Genomic DNA, 18,984 nt, shown 5'->3' with positions numbered 1-18,984 from the left:
CGGCAGGGCACGGGGCTTCCCCTTTTCCCGCCGATCCCCTAAACATCCCCCGAAGCTTTTTGCGGCCTCATGCGCTTACCGCCGGCGCCGCCGCAATCCTGGTGACAGCGCGACATTTGATGGAGCGCGACAGCAAGCGAAAGGCGGCCCGATGAACCCAAGTGACACCCCCATTGTTCTTCTCCACGGTCTGATCGGCAGACTGGGCGACGCCGAGATCCTCGCACCCTTCGGCGGACGGGAGGTGCACGCCCCCGATCTTCTCGGCTACGGCCGGAACCGCGATGCCGACACCTCCGCCCTGTCTCTGGAGGATCAGGCGCGCCATGTCGCGGGCTTCATCGCCGGGCTGGACCGCGGGCCGGTCCACCTGGCCGGTCACTCGGTCGGCGGTGCTGTCGCGGTACTCGTCGCGCAGCGCTTTCCTGAACATGTCCGCTCGCTCATCAGCATCGAAGGAAACTTCACCCTTAAAGACGCCTTCTGGTCGGCGCAACTCGCCGCCAAAAGCGACGCCGAGGTCGCGGAGATCCTTGGCGGCTATACTGCAGATCCCGCGGCCTGGATTGCCGCCGCCGGCGTCCCCGTCACGCCCTGGACCACCGCGCTTGCCCGCGACTGGCTCGCTCACCAACCGGCCACCACCGTCAAGGCCCAGGCCCGCGCGGTCGTCGCCGCCACCAGGCCGGCAGAGTATCTGAAGACGCTGCATAAGCTCATGGCTTCGGATCTGCCCGTCTGCCTGATCGCCGGCGGGCGCTCGGCGGAAGGCTGGGATACGCCCGACTGGGCCAACCGCGCCTGCAGGCTGCGCATCAACATCCCGGGAGTCGGCCACCTGATGATGGCCGAGAGCCCGCAGGCCCATGCTCGGGCCATCCTCACCTGTCTGGACAACGGCGAAGCGTAGCCGCACCGCCAGGCCGCCGCACAGCCTTGCCGGGCTGGGGAAGCCGACCGGATCTGCGCTTCAGGTGAATGTCACGGTCAAACCCTCCAGGCCAAGCTCTCCGTAGTCCGAAGACCAGGTCTCGCCGGGCTCGACCGGCCAGGCGTCGGTCAGGGTGCCGGTGGTGACGATCTCGCCGGCGGCCAGCGGCGGGAACTGCGGCTGCCCGGACAGCACGCGGGCCAGGTGGACGAGGGCCAGCGCCGGGCTGTCCAGCACGTTGGCGCCGCGGCCGCGCTCCACCAGGTTATCCCCGCGCGAAAGGCTCGCCGTGAAGACCGGCAGCGTCTCCGCCAGAGCTGTCCGATTGGCGTCGGTCACCGACAGCGGCGTGCCGACCACCAGGGCGCCGTGCAGCCCGAAGGCCGCCGTGCAGTCCGCCGCAGTGAACCGCCAGTCCGGGAAGTGGCTCTGCACGATCTCGAAGCCGGCGGCGATCCATTCCACGCTTTCCAGAACCGCGACAGGATCGTCGCTGACCGGCACAGGCGCCTTCAGCTTGAACACCACCTCCGGCTCGAGGCGCGGCTGCACGAAGGGCCGCAGCGCCAGGCTCGCCCGCCCTTGCTCGGCACCATGCACCGTGCGGTCCCAGACATGGGCCCACATCGGCTGCCACACGCCGTAGCGGTCCCAGAGCGTCCGGTTGGTGAAGCCGATCTTGCGCCCGAGCGGCCGCCAGCCGGCGGCGCGCCGCCGCGCCTCGATCTCCTCAAGGACGGCATAGCCTTCGTCGACGCTGAACGCGGGCCGCGCGGCCGTAATCGGCGCCAGCGTCACGGCGTCGTCGTAGGCCGCGATCAGCCGGTCGGCGATTTCGGAGAGCGCGGTCGGCATCTTCCTCTCTTCGGTGCGGTTGCTGTCGCCTGCCGGAGTCGCCCGATAGTGGCCGCTTGGCGGGGGCATGCGAAGTCAAAAGCGGCGCACGGGAAACGCCTGCGGTGTTGCCGTCACCCCTTGAGGCCGCTGGCGGCCAGGGCGATGCAGGCTTTGCGCGCGGCCTCTTCGTCGCAGGCCGGGGGTTCCGGGTCGCCGACGCGGCGCATGGCCATCCAGACCATCATCTCCAGGGTGCCGCGGGCGGCGGCGGCGGTATCGATGTCGCGGCGCAGGTGCCCGGCGCGCGCCATCAGGCGGATATAGGTCTCGAAGTCGCCCAGGAAGCTGCGGCGCAGGCCCCAGAGATAGAGGTCCTCCACCACCCTGACCTCCTGCGCACAGCGGTCGAGCAGGGCGATCAGCCGGCGTTCGCGCGCCAGCATGTCATAGGTCTCCTCCAGAACCGGAATCAGCGCGGCCTTGCGCCGTGCCCGGGCCGACAGCGCGGCGGTCAGGACAGGCCACTGAAAGCGCATGGCCACGGCCTCCGCGGTCACGCGTTTCAGGCGGGCCGGGCTGTGGCGCACGGCGGTCTCGCCCTTCGGCAGTTCGAGGCGCGCGGCGCTGCGGATCGCCAGTTCCACCAGCGCCTCTTTCTCGGCGACGTAGGTGTAGACCGTGCCGGCGGCGACACCCGCAACCGCGGCGACATCGGCCACCTGGGTCAGGCGCAGGCCCTGCGCCGTCAGCACATGGCAGGCCGCGCCCGCGATGGCTTTCAGCTTACCCGGGTCGCGTTTCGGGCCGCGCCGCGCGGGTTGTCCCGCCTGCCGCCTTGCACGCGCCGCAGGTTTCTGTTTTATTTGAATGAATGATTCGTTCATTATTTATGGATGCCCGAAAATGACCGCCCCGTCCAGTCCCAATCGACGTCACGACGTCGACACGCTGCGGGCCGTCGTGGTCCTGCTGCTGATCGTCTTTCATACCGCCCGGCTTTTCGATGCCGAGCCCTGGCATATGAAGGATCTGGCCGCGCCCTTCTGGGCCGCCGACTTCGTCATCCGCGCACTCAACATTTTCCAGATGCCGCTGCTCTTCCTGCTGGCGGGGATGAGCGCGGCCTGGGCTTTGGAGCGGCGCAGCGCCGGGGCTTTCCTCAGGGAACGGGCGGCGCGGCTTCTGGTGCCCTTGCTTGTCGGGATCTTTGTTCTGGTGGCGCCCCAGGTCTGGCTGGAGCGGATCAGCCCCCAGGTGCCTCTGCGCATGAGCCCGGTCGACTTCGAGGGCGGCTTCTTCGCCTTCCTCGGCCCCTACCTCGCCTGCTGCTATCCACAGGCGAACTTCTCCTGGCATCATCTCTGGTTCCTGCTCTATCTCTTCGTCTACTGCCTGCCACTGGCCGTTGTGGCGCGCAGCGGCGCCCTGCCGGGCCTTGCGGCCTGGACCACGCGGGCGCCCTGGCGGCTGTTCCTGTTCGGGCTCGTTCTGGTGGCGCTGGAGACGGCGCTGCGCCGGTCCTTTCCCAGCACGCACAACCTGATCTGGGACTGGGCCAATCACGCGCACTACGGATTTCTCGTGCTCTTCGGCTGGTGGTTGGGCCGCAATCCCGCCCTCGAAGACGCGCTCCAGCGGATCCGCCGTCTTGCCCTTGTCGGTGCGCTGGTTCTCGTGGCGCTCTGGTTCGCGGCGCTCGACACGGCCTTCGGCGGCTTCGGCTGGGTGGAGATCTCGCGCGCCCTGCGCCACGGCCTGCGTATCGCCGCCGAGTGGTGTCTGCTGCTCACCGCCCTGGCCTACGGCCGTCGCCTCCTGGCCGCACCGCTGCCGGGGCTTGCCGCCTTCGTGCCCATCGCTTTGCCGTTCTATCTCTTCCATCAGACGGTGATCGTCGCCCTCGGCTGGCTCTGGCTCGGCTGGACGGGTCAGCCCTTCATCAAGGCGCTGGCGATCATGGCGTTTGCAACGCTTCTCAGCCTCGCCCTCGCCTGGCTTTCGGCGCAGTCCGTGCTGACCCGCGCTGCCGTTGGCCTGCCGCTGCGGCGCCGGCAGCGCCCCGGCCCTGCCGCTAGTTCTGGTCCGGCAGATAGGCGTCCGACCACTTGAGGACGGCGTTGAAGGAGATGGAGATGCGTGCCGCGTCCGACAGGTTGGGGTGGACGAAGTGGGTCAGGAAGGCGGGCCAGAGCAGGATGTCGCCGGCCTTGGGGCGGTGGGTGAACTCCGCCTCGATCTGGCGGTCGCCGCGGATCGCGGTCATGTTGGCCGCGCCGCGCGGGTCGTAGAAGGAGATCGCCCCCGGACGCACGTCGCTGCGGTTCTCCTTGGGCGGGTTTTCCATGTCAGGCACCTGAACGTAGTAGGTGCCGCTCAGGTAGGCGTGGGGATGGTTGTGCGGATCGTGATAGTCGCCACGGCGGTTCACGTTGGCCCAACCCTGCAGATGCCAGTTCACGGCATAGTCCAGCCCCGCGCGCTTCAGGTAGTCGATCACCGTCTTGTTGATGCAGTCGCGCAGCCAGGACACGGCGGGGTTCTCCACCGTCAGCAGGTTGCCGCCGCGGTAGTCGGTGGTGAGGTCGGCGTGCTGCGCCTCCATCGCCTGGATCAGCCGCCCCAGTTCTGCGTTGGCGATGTCGTGCCCCGGCAGGCTGCGCCGCAGGAGGGTGGTCGGCCAGAGATCGAGGAAGCCGTCTGAATCGGGTGCGGGCATGGCGGCCTTGCGTGTCTTGTTGAGGGCCGAGCAAGCCAGAGCCGCCCCCTCGCCGTCAAGGTCCGCCGTCACGCCGCGATGATGCCGCGGCTTTTGCGCGATCATCCTGTCGTGCTAAACCGGCGCGGCAACAAGGAGAGGCGCATGGAACCCTACAGGATCGGCATCGTCGGCTGCGGCGGGCGCATGGGCCGCATGAACCTGGCCACCATCGCGGCGGCGGAGGGCTGCGTCATCGGCGGCGGCACCGACCGGCCCGACAGTCCGGTCATCGGCAGCGACCTCGGCCTGCTGGCCGGCGGCGAGGCGTTGGGCCTCACCGTGGGCGACGACCCGGTGGAGCTCTTCGCCGCGGTGGATGCGGTGATCGACTTCACGACCCCGGCGGCCTGCCGGCGCCATGCCGAGCTGGCGGCCCAGGCGGAGGTCGTCTACGTGGTCGGCACCACCGGTCTCGCCGAGGCCGACCAGGCGGCGATCGATCAGGCCGCGATCCAGACCGTGGTGATCCAGGCCGCGAACATGAGCCTCGGCGTGAACCTGCTGCAGGCGGTCACCGAACAGGTCGCCCGCGCCCTCGATGCCGACTACGACATCGAGGTCGTCGAGATGCACCACCGCCACAAGGTGGATGCCCCTTCCGGCACGGCCCTGATGCTGGGCGAAGCGGCGGCAGAGGGCCGCGGCGTCGCACTGAACGATGTCGCCTGCCGGGCCCGCGACGGCCAAGTGGGCGCCCGCCCGCGCGGCGAGATCGGCTTCGCCACCCTGCGCGGCGGCGACGTAGCCGGTGAGCACTCGGTGATCTTCGCCGCCGAGGGCGAGCGCATCGTACTGACCCACAAGGCCAGCAGCCGCGAGGTCTTCGCCCAGGGGGCGGTCAAGGCGGCGCTCTGGGGCCGCGACAAGCCCTCCGGGCTGTACTCCATGCGGGACGTTCTGGGGCTTTAGGGTCTCGGTTTGCGCCGACCCTGCGCGGCCGGCCTAACCCGGCAGCCGGGCCTCGTTGAGCGCGCGGCGCAGGGCATCGGCCAGTTCGGCGCGTTCGTGCTTGGTGAGGAAGGAGCCCACCGCGAGGCTGCGCCCGTGGGAGCGCAGCACCAAGGGGCTGTCATGCTGCGGCGGGTCGTCCAGCAGTACCTGCAGCCAGGTGGTCTGAAACTGCCAGGAGCGGCTCTTGCCGCCGGGCCAGGTCCGCGTCACGGTCAGGTCATCCGGGGTGAGCTGCAGGCGTTCGGTCAGGCGGCCCTGGCGGTAGCTCGCCTTGAAGGCCAGGTAGATGACCAGGACATCGGCACCGAGGAAGCCGATGACGGGCCAGGCCCCGGCCAGGAAAAAGGCCAGCCCGGCGCAGAAACTGATCGCGCAGATCCCCGCCATCAGCAGCAGGAAGCCGCGCGGCGGCAGGCTGCGGTGCGGTGTCAACTCGGCATCGAAGAGGAAGCTGCCCTCTTCGCCTGTTTCTGCTTCGCCTATGTCTCTGCTGTCGCTCAAACCGTCCCCACTAAACGTTCCGTTCAGTATAGACCGCAAAGGGGCCTCGGCAAGCACAGGCGCGGCTTCAAGGCGGGCGAAACCTATGGCCTCATCTGCAGGAAAGCCACTAAACTCCGGCCGTTTTCCATGTCTGCGTCCTATCACCGGACCTGGAGAGATCCAGAAGAAGCGTTGCTCATCAAGAGCCGCCCAAAAAAGCCATCCGAAAGAACCCATGAAAAAAGCAGACGTCGTCACCTTCTTCGACCGCCTTGCCGCGGCCATGCCCGAACCCAAGGGCGAGCTGAACTACGTCAATCCCTACACCCTGCTGGTGGCCGTCGCGCTCTCCGCCCAGGCCACCGACGTCAGCGTCAACAAGGCCACCGGCCCGCTGTTCAAGACGGTGACCACGCCCGAGGCCATGCTGGAACTCGGCGAGAGCCGGCTGAAGGATCACATCAAGACCATCGGCCTCTACAACTCCAAGGCCAAGAACGTGATCGCCCTGTCCCAGACCCTGATCGCCGAACACGGCGGGGAGGTGCCGCGCGACCGCGACGCCCTGGAAAAGCTGCCGGGGGTCGGGCGCAAGACCGCCAACGTGGTGCTCAACATCGCCTTCGGCGAGCCCACGATCGCCGTCGACACCCACATCTTCCGGGTCGGCAACCGCACCGGTCTCGCCCCGGGAAAGACGCCGCTGGCGGTCGAGCTGAAGCTGGAAAAGGTGGTGCCGGCGGACCGCCGGCTGCACGCCCACCACTGGCTGATCCTGCACGGACGCTATGTCTGCAAGGCGCGCAATCCGGACTGCCCGGCCTGCGTGGTGCGCAATCTCTGCGCCTTCAAGGGCAAGACCACGCTGGAAGGGCCGCCGGCCGGGAAGAAACCGGTGGCCAAGAAGAAGGCGGCCAAGAAAACCGTGAAGAAGAAAGCGACAGCGAAGAAGAGCGCCGCCGCCGGGAAGCCTGCGGCCACGGCAAAGACGCGGCGAAAGGCCGGTGCCGCAAAAGGCCTTAAGGACGTTAGCTGACCGGCACCGTCTGGCGCTCGCGCAGCAGGCGGTTGAGGCAGGGCCGGGGGGCCAGGCGGTCGGCGGCATCGTCGCGCGCTTCCAGATAGGTCACGCGATAGCGGCTGCCGGCGTCGTAGAGCACCACATCGAAGACGCAGCCGGCGGTTACGTACTGCCAGATCTCCGCCGGCTCCTCCCGGCGCACCAGATCGGGCTCGCCGAGCAGGGCGGAGACGCCGCCGCGGTCGAGGCCCATCAACTGGTTCGGATCGTCGTTGATCGGCGGCGGCGCGGGCGGCCGTGCGGTGACCTGCGGCGCCGGTTGCGGCGCGGGCGCTGCCCCGGCCGGTGCGACGCCTGGGGCCCCGCCCTCGGTGCTCTGAACTGCGGGGTCGGCGGTCTCGGTCTGGTTGTTGGCCAAACCGCTCCGGGATGTGCTGCCGGTGGTCTGGCAGGCCGCCAACGCAAGCCCGCTTAGCAGCAGGGCCAGCGCGGTCCGGAACTGTCTGAGCATCCTGTGCAAAGCCACGGCGTTCAGCCGGCCTGGGACTGCGAGGCGTCCCCGTTCGGGGCGGCATCGCTGCTGTGGGCCAGCTTCGGCCCCTCGCCCTGCAGGCGGGCCCGGAAGGAGGCGTCCAGAACGTCGACGTCGCCGCTCAGGCGGCCGCCCTTCAGGATTTCGATGTCGGCGTAGCGAATCTTGCCGATGACCCGGCCGCCGGGGTGGATCACAAGCCGGCCGGTGACGGTAAGGTCGCCCTCGAAGGTGCCGTGGACGATGCACTCCTCCACGATCGCCTGGCCCTTGAACAGGCCGGGCTCGCTGATTTCCAGGCTCTGGCTGTCGTTGAGGTCGGCCTCGACCCGGCCCTCGACCACCAGGGTTTCGCAGGTCTTGATCTCGCCGGACAGGCAGATTTCCCGTCCGACCACCAGCTTGCGGCCCTCCACGGCGCTGGGGGCCGCGGGAACGCGGGGTTCGGGGCGCCGTTGGGCTGCCTTGAGACCGGAGGGGCCGCTCGTCTGGGAACCGCTTTCCGTGGTCACTGCACCGGGGGCTTCGGCGCCGGGCTGCCTTTCCCCCGCCGCGCCGAGGGGTTCGGGGCGGGCCTCCGGGGACAGGGCTGTGGAGGGTAGGGGCGCAGGGGGGCTGGCGTTGGCGGAGGCCGTCGAGGGGGTCTTGCGCTTACCAAACATTCTCGTTCCTTTCCGGCTCCCGCCGCTCCCTGGTCAAAGGTCTGGGCCTTCAGGCCTCCTGCCGGCGCAACTGCTCGAAGATGTGCAGCATAAAGGCGGTTGCGATGATCGGTGTCGCCAAATTTACCAAGGGAATGGTTAGCAGGAAGGTAACGACCGCCCCGGCCAGGATCAGCCGTCCGCGGTTGCGCCGGCGCATGCGGCGGCTGTCGGCCAGCATCATGCGCCGCACCGAAACCAGCTCGAAGTACTCGCGGCCCAGCAGATAGCCGTTCAGCAGGTAGAACAAAACCAGATTGAGTGGTGGAATCCATATAAGTATCAAGTACAAAGGAAGAACCAGCAGGTTCACCACCAGGGTCACGGCGACGAAGATCAGGTTGCCGAAGATGGCCTCTCCCAGGGGCTGTTCGCGGGCCGGCGGCAGGTCCGAATAGTGGCGCCGCTCCACCGCCGCGGCGATGTCGTCCAGCAGCAGCGCCATGATGGAGACCATGACCGCCGGAAACAGGAAGAAAGACACCACGGCGATGGCGCCGATGCCGGCGGCGCTGACCAGCCAGTCCACCACGTCGACCCAGAAGCCCTCGCCGCTCCAGCCCCGGAGCCAGGCCACCAGCCATTCGCCGGCCCATTCCAGGGCGAACCAGGCGCCGAGCCAGAGCAGGACGAAAGTCACGAGGGAGTAAAGCAGCGAACGGTTGAAGACGCGGCGGAACGCCGGATCGAAAGACTGGCCGATGGCACGCGAAAGGGCTTGAAACATGGCCGGATATGTAGCCTGCCGGCCTTCCTGTCACAAGGGAACAGCACCGAAAGCGGGCTTGCCGCCGTTGCCAAGGCGCACTACAAGGGGCCGCGAAAGCGTATCCCGGCTGGCCGAGCGCTTGATGGACGGGATCTTTGACGGGCGGACGTACCGCAGGAGTGGCCGTGGCGGACCGAATGACGGACCCCGTACCGGTGGCAGAGGACAGGACCTCGCCGAACCCGCGCCGTAAGCGGGCGTTTACCAAACCATGATAACGGAAGCCTCATGACCGCACCGCGCCTCGACGTTGTCTGCATCGGCAATGCCCTTGTCGATATCCTCGCCAAGACCGATGACGCCTTTCTGGAGGCCATGGAGATCCCCAAGGGCGGGATGATCCTGATCGACCAGGACCGGGCCGTGCAGCTCTATGACGCCATGGGCCCCGCGGTGGAGGTCTCCGGCGGTTCGGCGGGCAACACCGCGACCGGCATCGCCTCGCTCGGCGGCCAGGCGGCCTTCTTCGGCAAGGTGCGCGACGACCAGCTCGGCAGCATCTTCACCCACGACATCCGCGCCGCCGGGGTCGGCTTCGACACGCCCCATGCCACCAGCGGGCCGGCCACCGGCCGCTCGATGATCCTGGTCACGCCGGACGCCGCGCGCTCCATGAACACTTTCCTGGGGGCCGCCGTCGATTTCGGGCCTGAGGATCTGAACGAGGCACAGCTCCAGGCCGCAGCGGTCACCTACATGGAGGGCTATCTCTGGGACTCGCCCTCGGCCAAGGCGGCCTTCCTGCGGGCGGCCCGCCTCTGCCATGCGGCGGGGGGCAAGATCTCCCTCACCCTCTCCGACCCCTTCCTCGTCGACCGCTACAAGGATGAACTGAAGGACTTTGTCGCCAAGCACGTCGACATCGTCTTCGCCAACGAGGAAGAGGTCTGCGGTCTCTTCGACGCCGACAACTTCGACGCGGCCCTGCAGCAGGTGCGCCAGCACTGCGACGTCGCGGCCCTGACCCGCAGCGAGAAGGGCGCGGTGATCGTCAGCGGTGAGGAGGTGCACGTGGTCGACGCGGCGCCGGTCGCCCAAGTGGTGGACACCACCGGCGCCGGCGATCTCTTTGCCGCCGGCTTCCTCTACGGGATGACCAACGGCCACTCGCTCTACGACAGCGGGCGCATCGGCGCGCTGGCGGCGGCGGAGGTGATCTCCCACGTCGGCGCGCGCCCGGAACAAAAGCTCGCCGAACTGATTGCGGCGGAACTCGGTCTTCAACAGGCGCAGCGGGCCTGACGGCCTTTCCAGCAGGACAGTGACAGCAGGGCATTGATAGGGACCATGACGGTGCAGGCTCCATGACGGTTCAAGCCAAAGACATCCGCAACATCGCGATCATCGCCCACGTCGATCACGGCAAGACGACGCTGGTGGACGAGCTCCTGAAGCAGTCGGGCACCTACCGCAGCAACCAGCAGGTGGCCGAGCGCGCCATGGACTCCAACGACCTGGAGCGCGAGCGCGGCATCACCATCCTCGCCAAGTGCACGGCGGTGACCTGGAACGACACCAAGATCAACATCGTCGACACGCCGGGCCACGCCGACTTCGGCGGCGAAGTGGAGCGCATCCTCTCCATGGTCGACGGCGTGCTGCTGCTGGTGGACGCGGCCGAAGGGCCGATGCCGCAGACCAAGTTCGTCACCGCCAAGGCGCTGGCCCGCGGCCTGAAGCCCATCGTGGTGGTCAACAAGGCCGACAAGCCCGACGCGCGACCGCACTGGGTGCACGACCAGGTCTTCGACCTCTTCGTGGCCCTGGAGGCCAGTGACGAACAGCTCGACTTCCCGACCCTCTTCGCTTCCGCCAAGCAGGGCTGGTCGGTTGCCGACCTGGACGACGAGCGCAAGGACCTGCACAGCCTCTTCGACCTCATCGTCGACCACGTGCCGGCGCCGGAAGCCGCCGCTGAAGGTCCCTTTGCCATGCTGGCGACGACGCTGGAGGCGGACAACTTCCTGGGCCGCATCCTGACCGGCCGCATCCACAGCGGCACGGCCAAGCTGAACATGCCGGTCAAGGTGCTGCGCCGTGACGGCACGACGCTGACCGGCGGGCGGCTGACCAAGCTGCTGTCCTTCCGCGGGCTGAAGCGCGAACCCATCGAGGAGGCCGCAGCCGGCGACATCGTCGCCGTGGCGGGCCTCAGCGATGCGACGGTGGCCGACACCATCTGCGCGCCGGAGGCGGAGGCCGCCCTGGCCGCTCAGCCCATCGACCCGCCGACACTCGCCATGACCTTTTCGGTGAACGACTCCCCGCTGGCGGGGCAGGAGGGCGACAAGGTCACCTCGCGCATGATCCGCGACCGCCTGGACCGCGAGGCCGAAGGCAACGTCGCCATCCGCATTACCGAGACCGAGGATAAGGACGCCTTCGAGGTGGCTGGCCGCGGCGAGCTGCAGCTCGGCGTGCTGATCGAGACCATGCGCCGCGAGGGCTTCGAGCTTTCCATCTCCCGTCCCCGGGTGCTGTTCCGCAGCGACCCCGAGAGCGGCCAGCGCATGGAGCCCATCGAAGAGGTGCAGGTCGACGTCGACGACGACTACGCCGGCGTCGTGGTCGAGAAGATGGGTCAGCGCAAGGCCGAGATGACCGACATGCGCCCCTCGGGCGGCGGCAAGACGCGGGTCACCTTCCTGGCGCCGGCCCGCGGCCTCATCGGCTACCACGGCGAGTTTCTCACCGACACCCGCGGTACCGGCATCATGCACCGCGTGTTCCACAGCTACGCCCCCTACAAGGGGCCGATCCAGGGCCGCCGCAACGGCGTGCTGATCTCCAACGGCAACGGCAAGGCGGTGGCCTATGCGCTGTGGAACCTGGAGGAGCGCGGCGAGATCTTTGTCGAACCGAACAAACCGGTCTATGAAGGCATGGTGATCGGCGAACACAGCCGCGGCAACGACCTGGAAGTCAACCCGATGAAGGCCAAGCAGCTCACCAACATCCGCGCCTCCGGCAAGGACGAGGCGGTGCGGCTGACGCCGCCGCGCGTCATGGCGCTTGAAGAGGCGCTGGCCTACATTGCCGACGACGAGCTCGTGGAGGTGACGCCCAGGTCGATCCGCCTGCGTAAGCGCCTGCTCGACCCGCATGCGCGCAAGAAACAAAGCCGGATCAAGGATGCCGTCTGAGCGGGCCGCAACCAAGGGCGCGATGGCGCGCCGTTCCTGGAGCGAGGCCTTCGCGGTCTACCTTCATCCGCGCGTTATCGGCATGCTCTTCCTCGGCTTTTCCGCCGGCCTGCCGTTCCTGCTTCTGTTCTCGACACTCTCTCTCTGGCTGCGTGATGCCGAGGTAACGCGCACCGCCGTTGGTTTCTTTGCCTGGGTCGGCATTACCTTCTCGATCAAGGTGCTTTGGGCGCCGGTCGTCGATCACATTCCTCTGCCCTGGCTGACCGCAGTCCTGGGAAAGCGCCGCAGTTGGATGCTGATAGGCCAGTTGGGGATTGTCACCGGGCTGCTTGCAATTGCGATCATCAATCTGCAGGCCGTCATGGTGGTGTCCATGGTGGATGGCGATGTCGAGATGGTCGCCCCTGACCGCTTCTGGATCGTCGCTGTTGCGCTGGCTGCATTGTGGATTGCGTTTTGGTCGGCGACTCAGGATGTCGCCATCGATGCTTACCGGATCGAGGCGGCGCCCGACGATCTGCAAGGCGGCATGGCCGCAACCTACCAGCTCGGCTATCGCATCGGGTTGCTCGCGGCAGGCGCAGGCGCCCTCTACATCGCCGAATTCTGGCCTTGGCAAACTGCCTACCTGGTCATGGCCGCCCTCATGCTGATTGGCATTGTCACGGTGCTGGTCATCCGCGAACCGGAGTCGACCCGTCCGGCAGGAACTATCCTCGAAGAAGATCACGTGGTTGCCTTCATGGCAGCACGCGATCATCTCTCCCTTCGGCAGCGGCGCGTGCTTGGCTGGTTCTACGGTGCGGTCGGTTGTCCCTTCGGCGAGTTCTTCCGGCGCAACGGCAAGTTCGCTTTGGTGATCTTGGTTTTCATCTCCGTCTATCGGCTGAGCGACATCACCATGGGCGTGATGGCCAACGTCTTTTATGACGATCTCGGGTTCAGCAAGCTCGATATTGCGAACGTGAGCAAGACCTTCGGGATCTTCGTCAGCATCGTCGGCGTCATGCTGGGCGGAGTCTTGGTTGCGCGCTATGGCATCATGCGCGTCCTCTTGCTCGGCGCGATCCTGGTGGCGAGCACGAACCTGCTCTTTGCCTATCTGGCGATCCATGGCAAGGACATCTGGCTGCTTGCCGGAACCATATCGGCGGACAACCTGTCGGCAGGCATCGCCGGCACGGCCTTCATTGCCTATCTTTCCAGTCTGACCAACCGGCACTATACGGCAACACAGTACGCACTCTTTTCATCACTGTTCACGCTTTTCGGCAAGTTCGTTGCAGGCTTCTCGGGCGTGATCGTCGACGCCGAAGGCTATGTCTTCTTTTTCGTTTACGCTTCTCTCCTCGGTATTCCGGCGATCCTTCTGGTGCTCTATCTTATGAATCATCAGCGGCGTCAGGACGCCGCCCTGAGCACTGCGGAAGGGCCGGCCCGTGAACAAAGCCCGCAAGGAAACACCTGACGCCAAGGTCGATCGGCGCATCGAGATCCGGCCCGGCGATATTACCCGCCTGGATGTGGATGCCATCGTCAACGCAGCCAATTCCCGGCTGCAACCGGGCGGCGGCGTCTGCGGGGCGATCCACCGCGCCGCGGGCAGGAACCTGCGCGAGGCCTGTGCCGCCATCGGCGGCTGCGAGACCGGTCAGTCAGTGCACACCGACGGCTTTGATCTAAAGGCACAGTACGTCATCCATACCGTCGGCCCGGTCTGGCGCGGGGGCGGAGAGAACGAGGAGGCCCTGCTCGCCTCCTGCTATCGCACCGCGCTCAAGATTGCCAAGCAGATCGGTGCGCGCTCCCTCGCCTTTCCGGCCATCTCCACCGGCGTCTACGGTTTCCCGCTGGAGCGCGCGACGGAGATTGCCGTCGAGACCGTACGCGCCTTTCTGGCCGAGGAGGACGGGGTCGAGCTGGTGGTCTTCTCCGTCTTCGGTGCGGAGGCCGAAGCCACCTACCGCCGCGTGTTGGGCCGGCACGGCTGACGCCGGACGTCTGCTGCAGTCATCGCGGGTGAAAGCGCCGGCTGCGTCGATGAAAATCGGCGGGCGGCTGCTTACATGGTTGCTTGAACGGTTCCACTGGAAAGCCTGAAGGCGCCGGGACCATTGGCGCAGCCGCAGGGCTGGCTCTGCTGGCGCCTCGGCTGATCCACATCATCGTTCCGTCATCTGGGCGTGCTAGTCTGAGGGCCGACGGAAAGCTTTGTTTTCAAACAAAAAAAGGCAGGTTGACGCGACGTGACCATTCGCAATCTGGATGCGCTTTTCGAGCCCAAGTCGATCGCCGTGGTGGGCGCCAGCCGGCGTCCGGGCTCCCTGGGTTCCGTGCTGGCCCGCAACCTCTTCAACGGAGGCTTCCAGGGTCCCATCATGCCGGTGCATCCGCGGCACGAGGCGATCGAAGGGGTGCTTGCCTATCCCTCCGTGGAGGCGTTGCCGCAGACTCCGGACCTGGCCGTGATCGCCACACCGCCGGACAGCGTGGCGGAGCTTATCGCGGCTTTCGGCAAGCGCGGCACCCGCGCGGCCGTCGTCATCACCGCCGGCTTCGGCGAGGGCGGCGACGGGCAGGGTGCCGAGCGGCGCCAGGCCATCCTCGACGCCGCCAAGCCGAACCTGCTGCGGGTTGTCGGACCCAACTGCCTGGGAATGATGGTCCCGGGCATCGGCCTCGACGCCAGTTTCTCCCATGTCGCGCCGCTGCCCGGAAACCTCGCCTTCGTCACCCAGTCCGGCGCCATGGTGACGGCGATGCTGGACTGGGCGACGCCGCGCGGCATCGGCTTTTCGAAGGTGGTGTCCCTGGGCGACAAAGCTGACGTCGACTTCGGCGACCTGCTGGATTACCTGGCCATGGATGTGCAGACCCGGGCCATCCTGCTGTACATCGAGTCGGTCGCCCATGCGCGCAAGTTCCTCTCCGCCGCGCGCATCGCCGCCCGCAACAAGCCGGTGATCGTCGTCAAGGGCGGCCGCCATGCCGAGGGCGCGAAAGCCGTGGCCTCCCATACCGGCGCGCTGGCCGGCGCCGATGCGGTCTACAATGCCGTCTTCGCGCGGGCCGGCATGCTGCGGGTCTACAGCCTGGAGGAACTCTTCGACGCGGCGGAGACGCTGTCCCGCCTCTCGGTTGCGCGGCGGCACCCGGACGGCCGTGCCCGCCTGGCGATCCTAACCAACGGCGGCGGCCTCGGCATTCTGGCGACCGACGCGCTGATCGACCACGGCGGCAAGCTGGCGGAGCTTTCCGCTTCGACCAAGGCGGCGCTGGACGCCTGCCTGCCGGTCACCTGGAGTGGCGGCAACCCGGTCGACATCATCGGCGACGCCCCGGGCGTACGCTATCGGGCGGCGCTGGAGGTGCTGCTGCAGGAACGGGAGGCCGATGCCACCTTGGTGATGCACTGCCCCACCGCCGTCGCCTCCGCCACCGAGGCCGCCAAGGCGGTGGTGGAAACCCTGGGGGCCACGGCTGCCAAGGACCGACCCGTTCTCGCCGCCTGGGTCGGCGACCAGGCCGTTGAGGAGGCCCGGCGGCTCTTTGCCCGCCACGGCATCGCCAGCTACGAGACGCCTGAGCAGGCGGTGCAGGGCTTCATGCATCTTGAGAACTATCGCCGCAACCAGGCGCTGCTGATGCGCGTTCCCCATCCCGAGCGCGACGTGGTGGAGCCGGACCGTGCCGCGGCGCGGGCGGTCCTGGAGCCGGCGCTGGCGGAGGGCCGCGAGTGGCTGAGCGAGGCCGAGGCCAAGGCCCTGATGCAGGCCTACGGCATTCCGGTGGTGGCGACCCAGGTGGTGGCCAGTCCCGCTGAGGCCGGAGCGGCGGCCGCGGCGCTTGGCGGGCCGGTGGCGCTGAAAATTCTCTCGCGTGACCTCACCCACAAGAGCGACCTCGGCGGTGTCGCCCTGGATCTGGAGGGCGAGGCGGCGGTGACCGCCGCAGCCGAGGCGATGCTCCAGCGCATTGCCGCTGCCGCGCCGCATGCAAAGCTGGAAGGCTTCACGGTGCAGACCATGTGCCGTCGCCCGCGGGCCGAGGAGCTGATCCTGGGCGTGGTCGACGATCCGCAGTTCGGCCCGGTGATGCTCTTCGGTCACGGCGGGACCGCCGTCGAGGTGATCGCGGACAAGGCCCTCGCCCTGCCGCCGCTCGACCCCATGCTTGCCGAGGCGATGATGGCGGAGACCAACGTCTACCGGCTGCTGCAGGGCTACCGCGACCGCCCGCCGGCCGCGATCAAGGAGGTCGCCGACTGTCTCGTGCGTCTTTCGCAGGTCGTCAGCGACATGCCGGAGATCACCGAGGTCGACGTCAATCCCCTTCTGGCCGACGCCGAGGGCGTCATCGCGCTGGATGCCAGAGTGCGCATCGCCGCCCGCCGCGATCCCCTGGCAGCCCCGACGGCACGCCTGGCGATCCGTCCCTATCCGCGCGAACTCGAGCAGACCGTTGCGATGCCGGACGGCACCGAGATCTTCATCAGGCCGCTGCGGCCGACCGATGCTGCCGGGTTGCGCCATGCTTTCCGCCAGTTGGATCCGGAAGACGTGCGCATGCGTTTCTTCGCCACCATCAAGGACCTTTCCGACGACATGCTGGCGCGGCTGACTCAGCTCGACTACGACCGTGAGATGGCCCTGGCCGCCTTCACCTCGCAGGATTCAGGGCACCAGGGGCTGGGCGTGGTGCGCCTGGCGGCCGACCCGGACAACCGGCGCGCGGAGTTTGCGGTCCTGGTGCGCTCCGACATCAAACGCCAGGGGGTGGGCTCGGTCCTGATGGAGGCGATCCTCGATTATGCCCGCGAACGCGGGATCGGCGAGATCTGCGGCTCCGTGCTGGCGGAGAATGCCGCCATGCTGGCGCTCTGCCGCAAGCTTGGCTTTGCGGCGACGCCGGCGGGCGAGGGTACCGTCGCGGTCAGGCTTCAGCTCTTGGAGGATCCGGCGCTGCCCAGGTTGCACAGTCAGCGGTCATAGGCGCCGCACCTGAATGCTACTTGAGAATGATTCTCAAGGAGGCTAAGCTCCTCTCCGTTCCTGGCAGACTTCCGTTGAGGCGTTGCAGTCCAGCCTGCCTGTCGCCGGGAGGCAGAGGGGCCCTTCCCGTGACACCCGGTACACCAGAATTCGATGTCTACCTTCGCCACCGCTCGGCTCTGATCGATTATGCGGCACCGATCCTGGGGTGCCGCGCGCGGGCTGAGGACGTGGTTCAGGAGGCTTTCGTTCGCTTCAGTCAGCGGCAGCAGCAGGGCCTCACGGATGCCACCGTGCCGCAGCCGATCGCCGATCCGGTTTCCTATCTGTACCGGATTGTCCGTAACCTGGCGTTCGACTGGTTGCGCAGGCCCGAGGCGGCGATGAAGCCCGGCGACAGCGATGATCTGGAAAGGCTTGCCGACGGCACCGCCACACCGGAACAGGCCATGATGCAAAAGGACCAGGTGCGCGTCTTGTCCGAAGCCCTGGCGGAACTGCCGGAACGGACCCGGACTGCATTCGTGATGCGCCGTCTGGAAGGCCGCAGCCTCAAGGAGATCGCCGATCACCTTGGGGTTTCGGTTGTACGCGCGCATCAACTGGTCAAAGATGCGGTGCGTCACGGCGCTGCACGCCTCGACAAGTGCACCTGACTGGCACGCAATATGTCCGTACCGCCGCCTTCGCACGATACACCCAATTGCGACCCGTCCGGGCCTGTTTCGGACCGGGACCCGATCGAGGAAGAGGCCCTCGAGTGGTTGATGCGCGTTGCCGACGCGCCGGACGACGGCAAGCTGCGAGAAGCCCTGAACGCGTGGCGCCGACAGACACCGCGCCATGATCAGGCCTATCTCCGGGTCGAGCATGTCTGGCGCCTTGCCGCCGCGCTGCCGTCGGAACCGCCGGCCTGCCCGCGCAGCGTGTCGTCGCTGCGCCGCCGCTACGGCTTTGCCGCCGCCGCGGCACTGGCGGCCGCGATTGCCGTGTTTCTGTTCCCCGGAATCCTGCTGAATCTGACGGCGGACCACGTGACAGGGGTCGGGGAGGTCCGTCCTGTCGTTCTGACGGACGGCAGCAGGGTGCATCTGGATGCGGAAACCGCCCTGGCCGTCGACTATGGCGCGGAGCAAAGGCGTGTGCGGCTTCTCGCCGGCAAGGCCTTTTTCGACGTGGCGGAAAACCCGGGCCGGCCGTTCATTGTGGCGACGGAGGACTTGGAGGTCACCGTCACCGGAACATCGTTTGCGGTCTCCATGGCAGAGGAGGGTGCATCTGTCGCGGTAAAGGCAGGCCACGTCCGCGTCACCGGCAGTTCAGGCCCTCCAGGCGCCGCCACGGCCCTCACAGCCTTGAAGGCGGGCGATAAGGCGGTGTTTTCGCCCGGCGACGAACGGGTTTTCCGCTCCCGCATTGCTCCCGGCGACGTCGCCGCGTGGCGGGAAGGCCTCCTGATCGCCGACTCCATGCCGCTTTCGGCCGTGGTCGAGCAGCTGGGCCGCTATCACAGGGGGCTCATCATCCTCCGTGATCCTGCGCTGTCCAGGGCGGAGGTCACAGGCGTTTTCAACCTCGGGAACCCTGTCTCAGCCCTGCAGGCTGCCGCGGCGACCCAGGGAGCCCGGGTCGTTTCCATGACCTCCTTTGTTCTGCTGATCGAGCCCGTCGAAGGGCCCTCGCCGCCGCAATAACCTCCCGGCCGCAAAAATAGTTTCGCCGCGCCCTTAAATCCCAAGGCCCCTTCACGTCCTTACTTTGAGAAGACGAATGCGTCGCATTCGCAAATAGGGGACCGGCACGGGCCTTCGTGCCGCGTTTTTGCGTGAGGGGGGATAGCAGTGAGGATGAAGGATCGAAGGAC

Annotated in this window: 17 protein-coding genes and 1 pseudogene; 11 read left to right on the top strand and 7 right to left on the bottom strand. The window is 67.4% G+C overall.

Annotated features, from left to right (window positions below; genetic code table 11):
- Positions 1-151: 151 nt before the first annotated feature.
- Positions 152-910 carry an alpha/beta fold hydrolase gene (locus Q0982_RS03220; protein ID WP_299391651.1) on the top strand — a complete coding sequence of 253 codons (759 nt, stop codon included), beginning with the start codon at positions 152-154 and terminating at the stop codon, positions 908-910.
- A 60-nt stretch (positions 911-970) separates the two neighbouring features.
- On the opposite strand, the gene Q0982_RS03215 is transcribed toward Q0982_RS03220, so the two are convergent.
- On the bottom strand, positions 971-1,786 hold the full coding sequence (locus Q0982_RS03215) for a 2-keto-4-pentenoate hydratase (RefSeq protein ID WP_299391650.1): 816 nt from the start codon (positions 1,784-1,786) through the stop codon (positions 971-973).
- Between the two features lie 113 nt (positions 1,787-1,899).
- The gene (locus Q0982_RS03210) at positions 1,900-2,520 is read right to left on the bottom strand and encodes a TetR family transcriptional regulator (protein WP_299391648.1); all 621 of its coding nucleotides are present in this window, start codon (positions 2,518-2,520) and stop codon (positions 1,900-1,902) included.
- 151 nt (positions 2,521-2,671) lie between these two features.
- Here Q0982_RS03210 and Q0982_RS03205 point away from each other — a divergent pair, with 151 nt between their 5' ends.
- Complete coding sequence (locus tag Q0982_RS03205; RefSeq protein ID WP_299391647.1) at positions 2,672-3,877, top strand: acyltransferase family protein; 1,206 nt, start codon at positions 2,672-2,674, stop codon at positions 3,875-3,877.
- Here Q0982_RS03205 and Q0982_RS03200 read toward each other — a convergent pair.
- Positions 3,840-4,589, bottom strand: a complete 750-nt coding sequence (locus tag Q0982_RS03200; RefSeq protein ID WP_299391645.1) for a 2OG-Fe(II) oxygenase family protein — start codon at positions 4,587-4,589, stop codon at positions 3,840-3,842. The genes Q0982_RS03205 and Q0982_RS03200 overlap by 38 nt on opposite strands.
- A gap of 39 nt (positions 4,590-4,628) precedes the next feature.
- Here Q0982_RS03200 and dapB point away from each other — a divergent pair, with 39 nt between their 5' ends.
- Positions 4,629-5,435 carry a 4-hydroxy-tetrahydrodipicolinate reductase gene (gene dapB / locus Q0982_RS03195; protein ID WP_299391643.1) on the top strand — a complete coding sequence of 269 codons (807 nt, stop codon included), beginning with the start codon at positions 4,629-4,631 and terminating at the stop codon, positions 5,433-5,435.
- A gap of 33 nt (positions 5,436-5,468) precedes the next feature.
- Here dapB and Q0982_RS03190 read toward each other — a convergent pair whose 3' ends face one another.
- Positions 5,469-5,978, bottom strand: a complete 510-nt coding sequence (locus Q0982_RS03190) for a DUF2244 domain-containing protein (protein ID WP_299391642.1) — start codon at positions 5,976-5,978, stop codon at positions 5,469-5,471.
- A 217-nt stretch (positions 5,979-6,195) separates the two neighbouring features.
- Between Q0982_RS03190 and nth the strand changes: the two are divergent.
- Positions 6,196-6,819, top strand: a pseudogene (gene nth / locus Q0982_RS03185) (endonuclease III); the annotation flags it as partial.
- Between the two features lie 169 nt (positions 6,820-6,988).
- On the opposite strand, the gene Q0982_RS03180 reads toward nth, so the two are convergent.
- From Q0982_RS03180 to Q0982_RS03170, 3 genes are read right to left on the bottom strand one after another with little or no spacing between them, the layout of a single operon-like run.
- Positions 6,989-7,492, bottom strand: coding sequence for a hypothetical protein (locus Q0982_RS03180; protein WP_299391640.1), 504 nt, complete (start codon positions 7,490-7,492; stop codon positions 6,989-6,991).
- A gap of 20 nt (positions 7,493-7,512) precedes the next feature.
- Positions 7,513-8,175, bottom strand: coding sequence for a polymer-forming cytoskeletal protein (locus Q0982_RS03175; RefSeq protein ID WP_299391639.1), 663 nt, complete (start codon positions 8,173-8,175; stop codon positions 7,513-7,515).
- 49 nt (positions 8,176-8,224) lie between these two features.
- A complete protein-coding gene (locus Q0982_RS03170) occupies positions 8,225-8,941 on the bottom strand; it encodes an EI24 domain-containing protein (protein ID WP_299391637.1) in 717 nt (238 codons plus the stop codon).
- 270 nt (positions 8,942-9,211) lie between these two features.
- Here Q0982_RS03170 and Q0982_RS03165 point away from each other — a divergent pair, with 270 nt between their 5' ends.
- The 7 genes from Q0982_RS03165 (at position 9,212) to Q0982_RS03135 (ending at position 18,814) form a co-directional block, all read left to right on the top strand.
- On the top strand, positions 9,212-10,225 hold the full coding sequence (locus Q0982_RS03165; protein ID WP_299391636.1) for an adenosine kinase: 1,014 nt from the start codon (positions 9,212-9,214) through the stop codon (positions 10,223-10,225).
- 62 nt (positions 10,226-10,287) lie between these two features.
- Positions 10,288-12,126 carry a translational GTPase TypA gene (gene typA / locus Q0982_RS03160; protein ID WP_299391634.1) on the top strand — a complete coding sequence of 613 codons (1,839 nt, stop codon included), beginning with the start codon at positions 10,288-10,290 and terminating at the stop codon, positions 12,124-12,126.
- Positions 12,116-13,597 carry an MFS transporter gene (locus tag Q0982_RS03155; RefSeq protein WP_299391633.1) on the top strand — a complete coding sequence of 494 codons (1,482 nt, stop codon included), beginning with the start codon at positions 12,116-12,118 and terminating at the stop codon, positions 13,595-13,597. Before typA ends, Q0982_RS03155 begins: the two co-directional genes overlap by 11 nt.
- Positions 13,569-14,120, top strand: a complete 552-nt coding sequence (locus Q0982_RS03150; protein WP_299391631.1) for an O-acetyl-ADP-ribose deacetylase — start codon at positions 13,569-13,571, stop codon at positions 14,118-14,120. The genes Q0982_RS03155 and Q0982_RS03150 overlap by 29 nt, the downstream gene beginning before the upstream one ends.
- 255 nt (positions 14,121-14,375) lie before the next feature.
- Positions 14,376-17,120: a bifunctional acetate--CoA ligase family protein/GNAT family N-acetyltransferase gene (locus Q0982_RS03145; protein ID WP_299391630.1), complete on the top strand. Its 2,745-nt coding sequence runs from the start codon at positions 14,376-14,378 to the stop codon at positions 17,118-17,120.
- Between the two features lie 128 nt (positions 17,121-17,248).
- Positions 17,249-17,776 (top strand): sigma-70 family RNA polymerase sigma factor, encoded by a 528-nt coding sequence (locus Q0982_RS03140; protein WP_299391628.1) that lies wholly within the window; start codon positions 17,249-17,251, stop codon positions 17,774-17,776.
- Positions 17,777-17,788: 12 nt separating this feature from the next.
- On the top strand, positions 17,789-18,814 hold the full coding sequence (locus tag Q0982_RS03135) for a FecR domain-containing protein (RefSeq protein WP_299391626.1): 1,026 nt from the start codon (positions 17,789-17,791) through the stop codon (positions 18,812-18,814).
- Positions 18,815-18,984 lie beyond the last annotated feature (170 nt).

Origin of the sequence: Pelagibius sp., assembly GCF_028281305.1 — a bacterium.
Taxonomy (GTDB): domain Bacteria; phylum Pseudomonadota; class Alphaproteobacteria; order Kiloniellales; family Kiloniellaceae; genus Pelagibius.
The sequence above is the reverse complement of the archived record's forward strand: the minus strand, read 5'-3'. Positions and strand labels throughout refer to the sequence as shown.

Bases quoted from the DNA above. Each gene is read 5' to 3' on its own strand.
- Q0982_RS03205 (WP_299391647.1), top strand. From the start codon at position 2,672: ATGACCGCCCCGTCCAGTCCCAATCGACGTCACGACGTCGACACGCTG.
- Q0982_RS03200 (WP_299391645.1), bottom strand. From the start codon at position 4,589: ATGATCGCGCAAAAGCCGCGGCATCATCGCGGCGTGACGGCGGACCTT.
- Q0982_RS03165 (WP_299391636.1), top strand. From the start codon at position 9,212: ATGACCGCACCGCGCCTCGACGTTGTCTGCATCGGCAATGCCCTTGTC.
- Q0982_RS03180 (WP_299391640.1), bottom strand. From the start codon at position 7,492: ATGCTCAGACAGTTCCGGACCGCGCTGGCCCTGCTGCTAAGCGGGCTT.
- Q0982_RS03135 (WP_299391626.1), top strand. From the start codon at position 17,789: ATGTCCGTACCGCCGCCTTCGCACGATACACCCAATTGCGACCCGTCC.
- Q0982_RS03155 (WP_299391633.1), top strand. From the start codon at position 12,116: ATGCCGTCTGAGCGGGCCGCAACCAAGGGCGCGATGGCGCGCCGTTCC.
- dapB (WP_299391643.1), top strand. From the start codon at position 4,629: ATGGAACCCTACAGGATCGGCATCGTCGGCTGCGGCGGGCGCATGGGC.
- Q0982_RS03215 (WP_299391650.1), bottom strand. From the start codon at position 1,786: ATGCCGACCGCGCTCTCCGAAATCGCCGACCGGCTGATCGCGGCCTAC.
- Q0982_RS03220 (WP_299391651.1), top strand. From the start codon at position 152: ATGAACCCAAGTGACACCCCCATTGTTCTTCTCCACGGTCTGATCGGC.
- typA (WP_299391634.1), top strand. From the start codon at position 10,288: ATGACGGTTCAAGCCAAAGACATCCGCAACATCGCGATCATCGCCCAC.
- Q0982_RS03170 (WP_299391637.1), bottom strand. From the start codon at position 8,941: ATGTTTCAAGCCCTTTCGCGTGCCATCGGCCAGTCTTTCGATCCGGCG.
- Q0982_RS03175 (WP_299391639.1), bottom strand. From the start codon at position 8,175: ATGTTTGGTAAGCGCAAGACCCCCTCGACGGCCTCCGCCAACGCCAGC.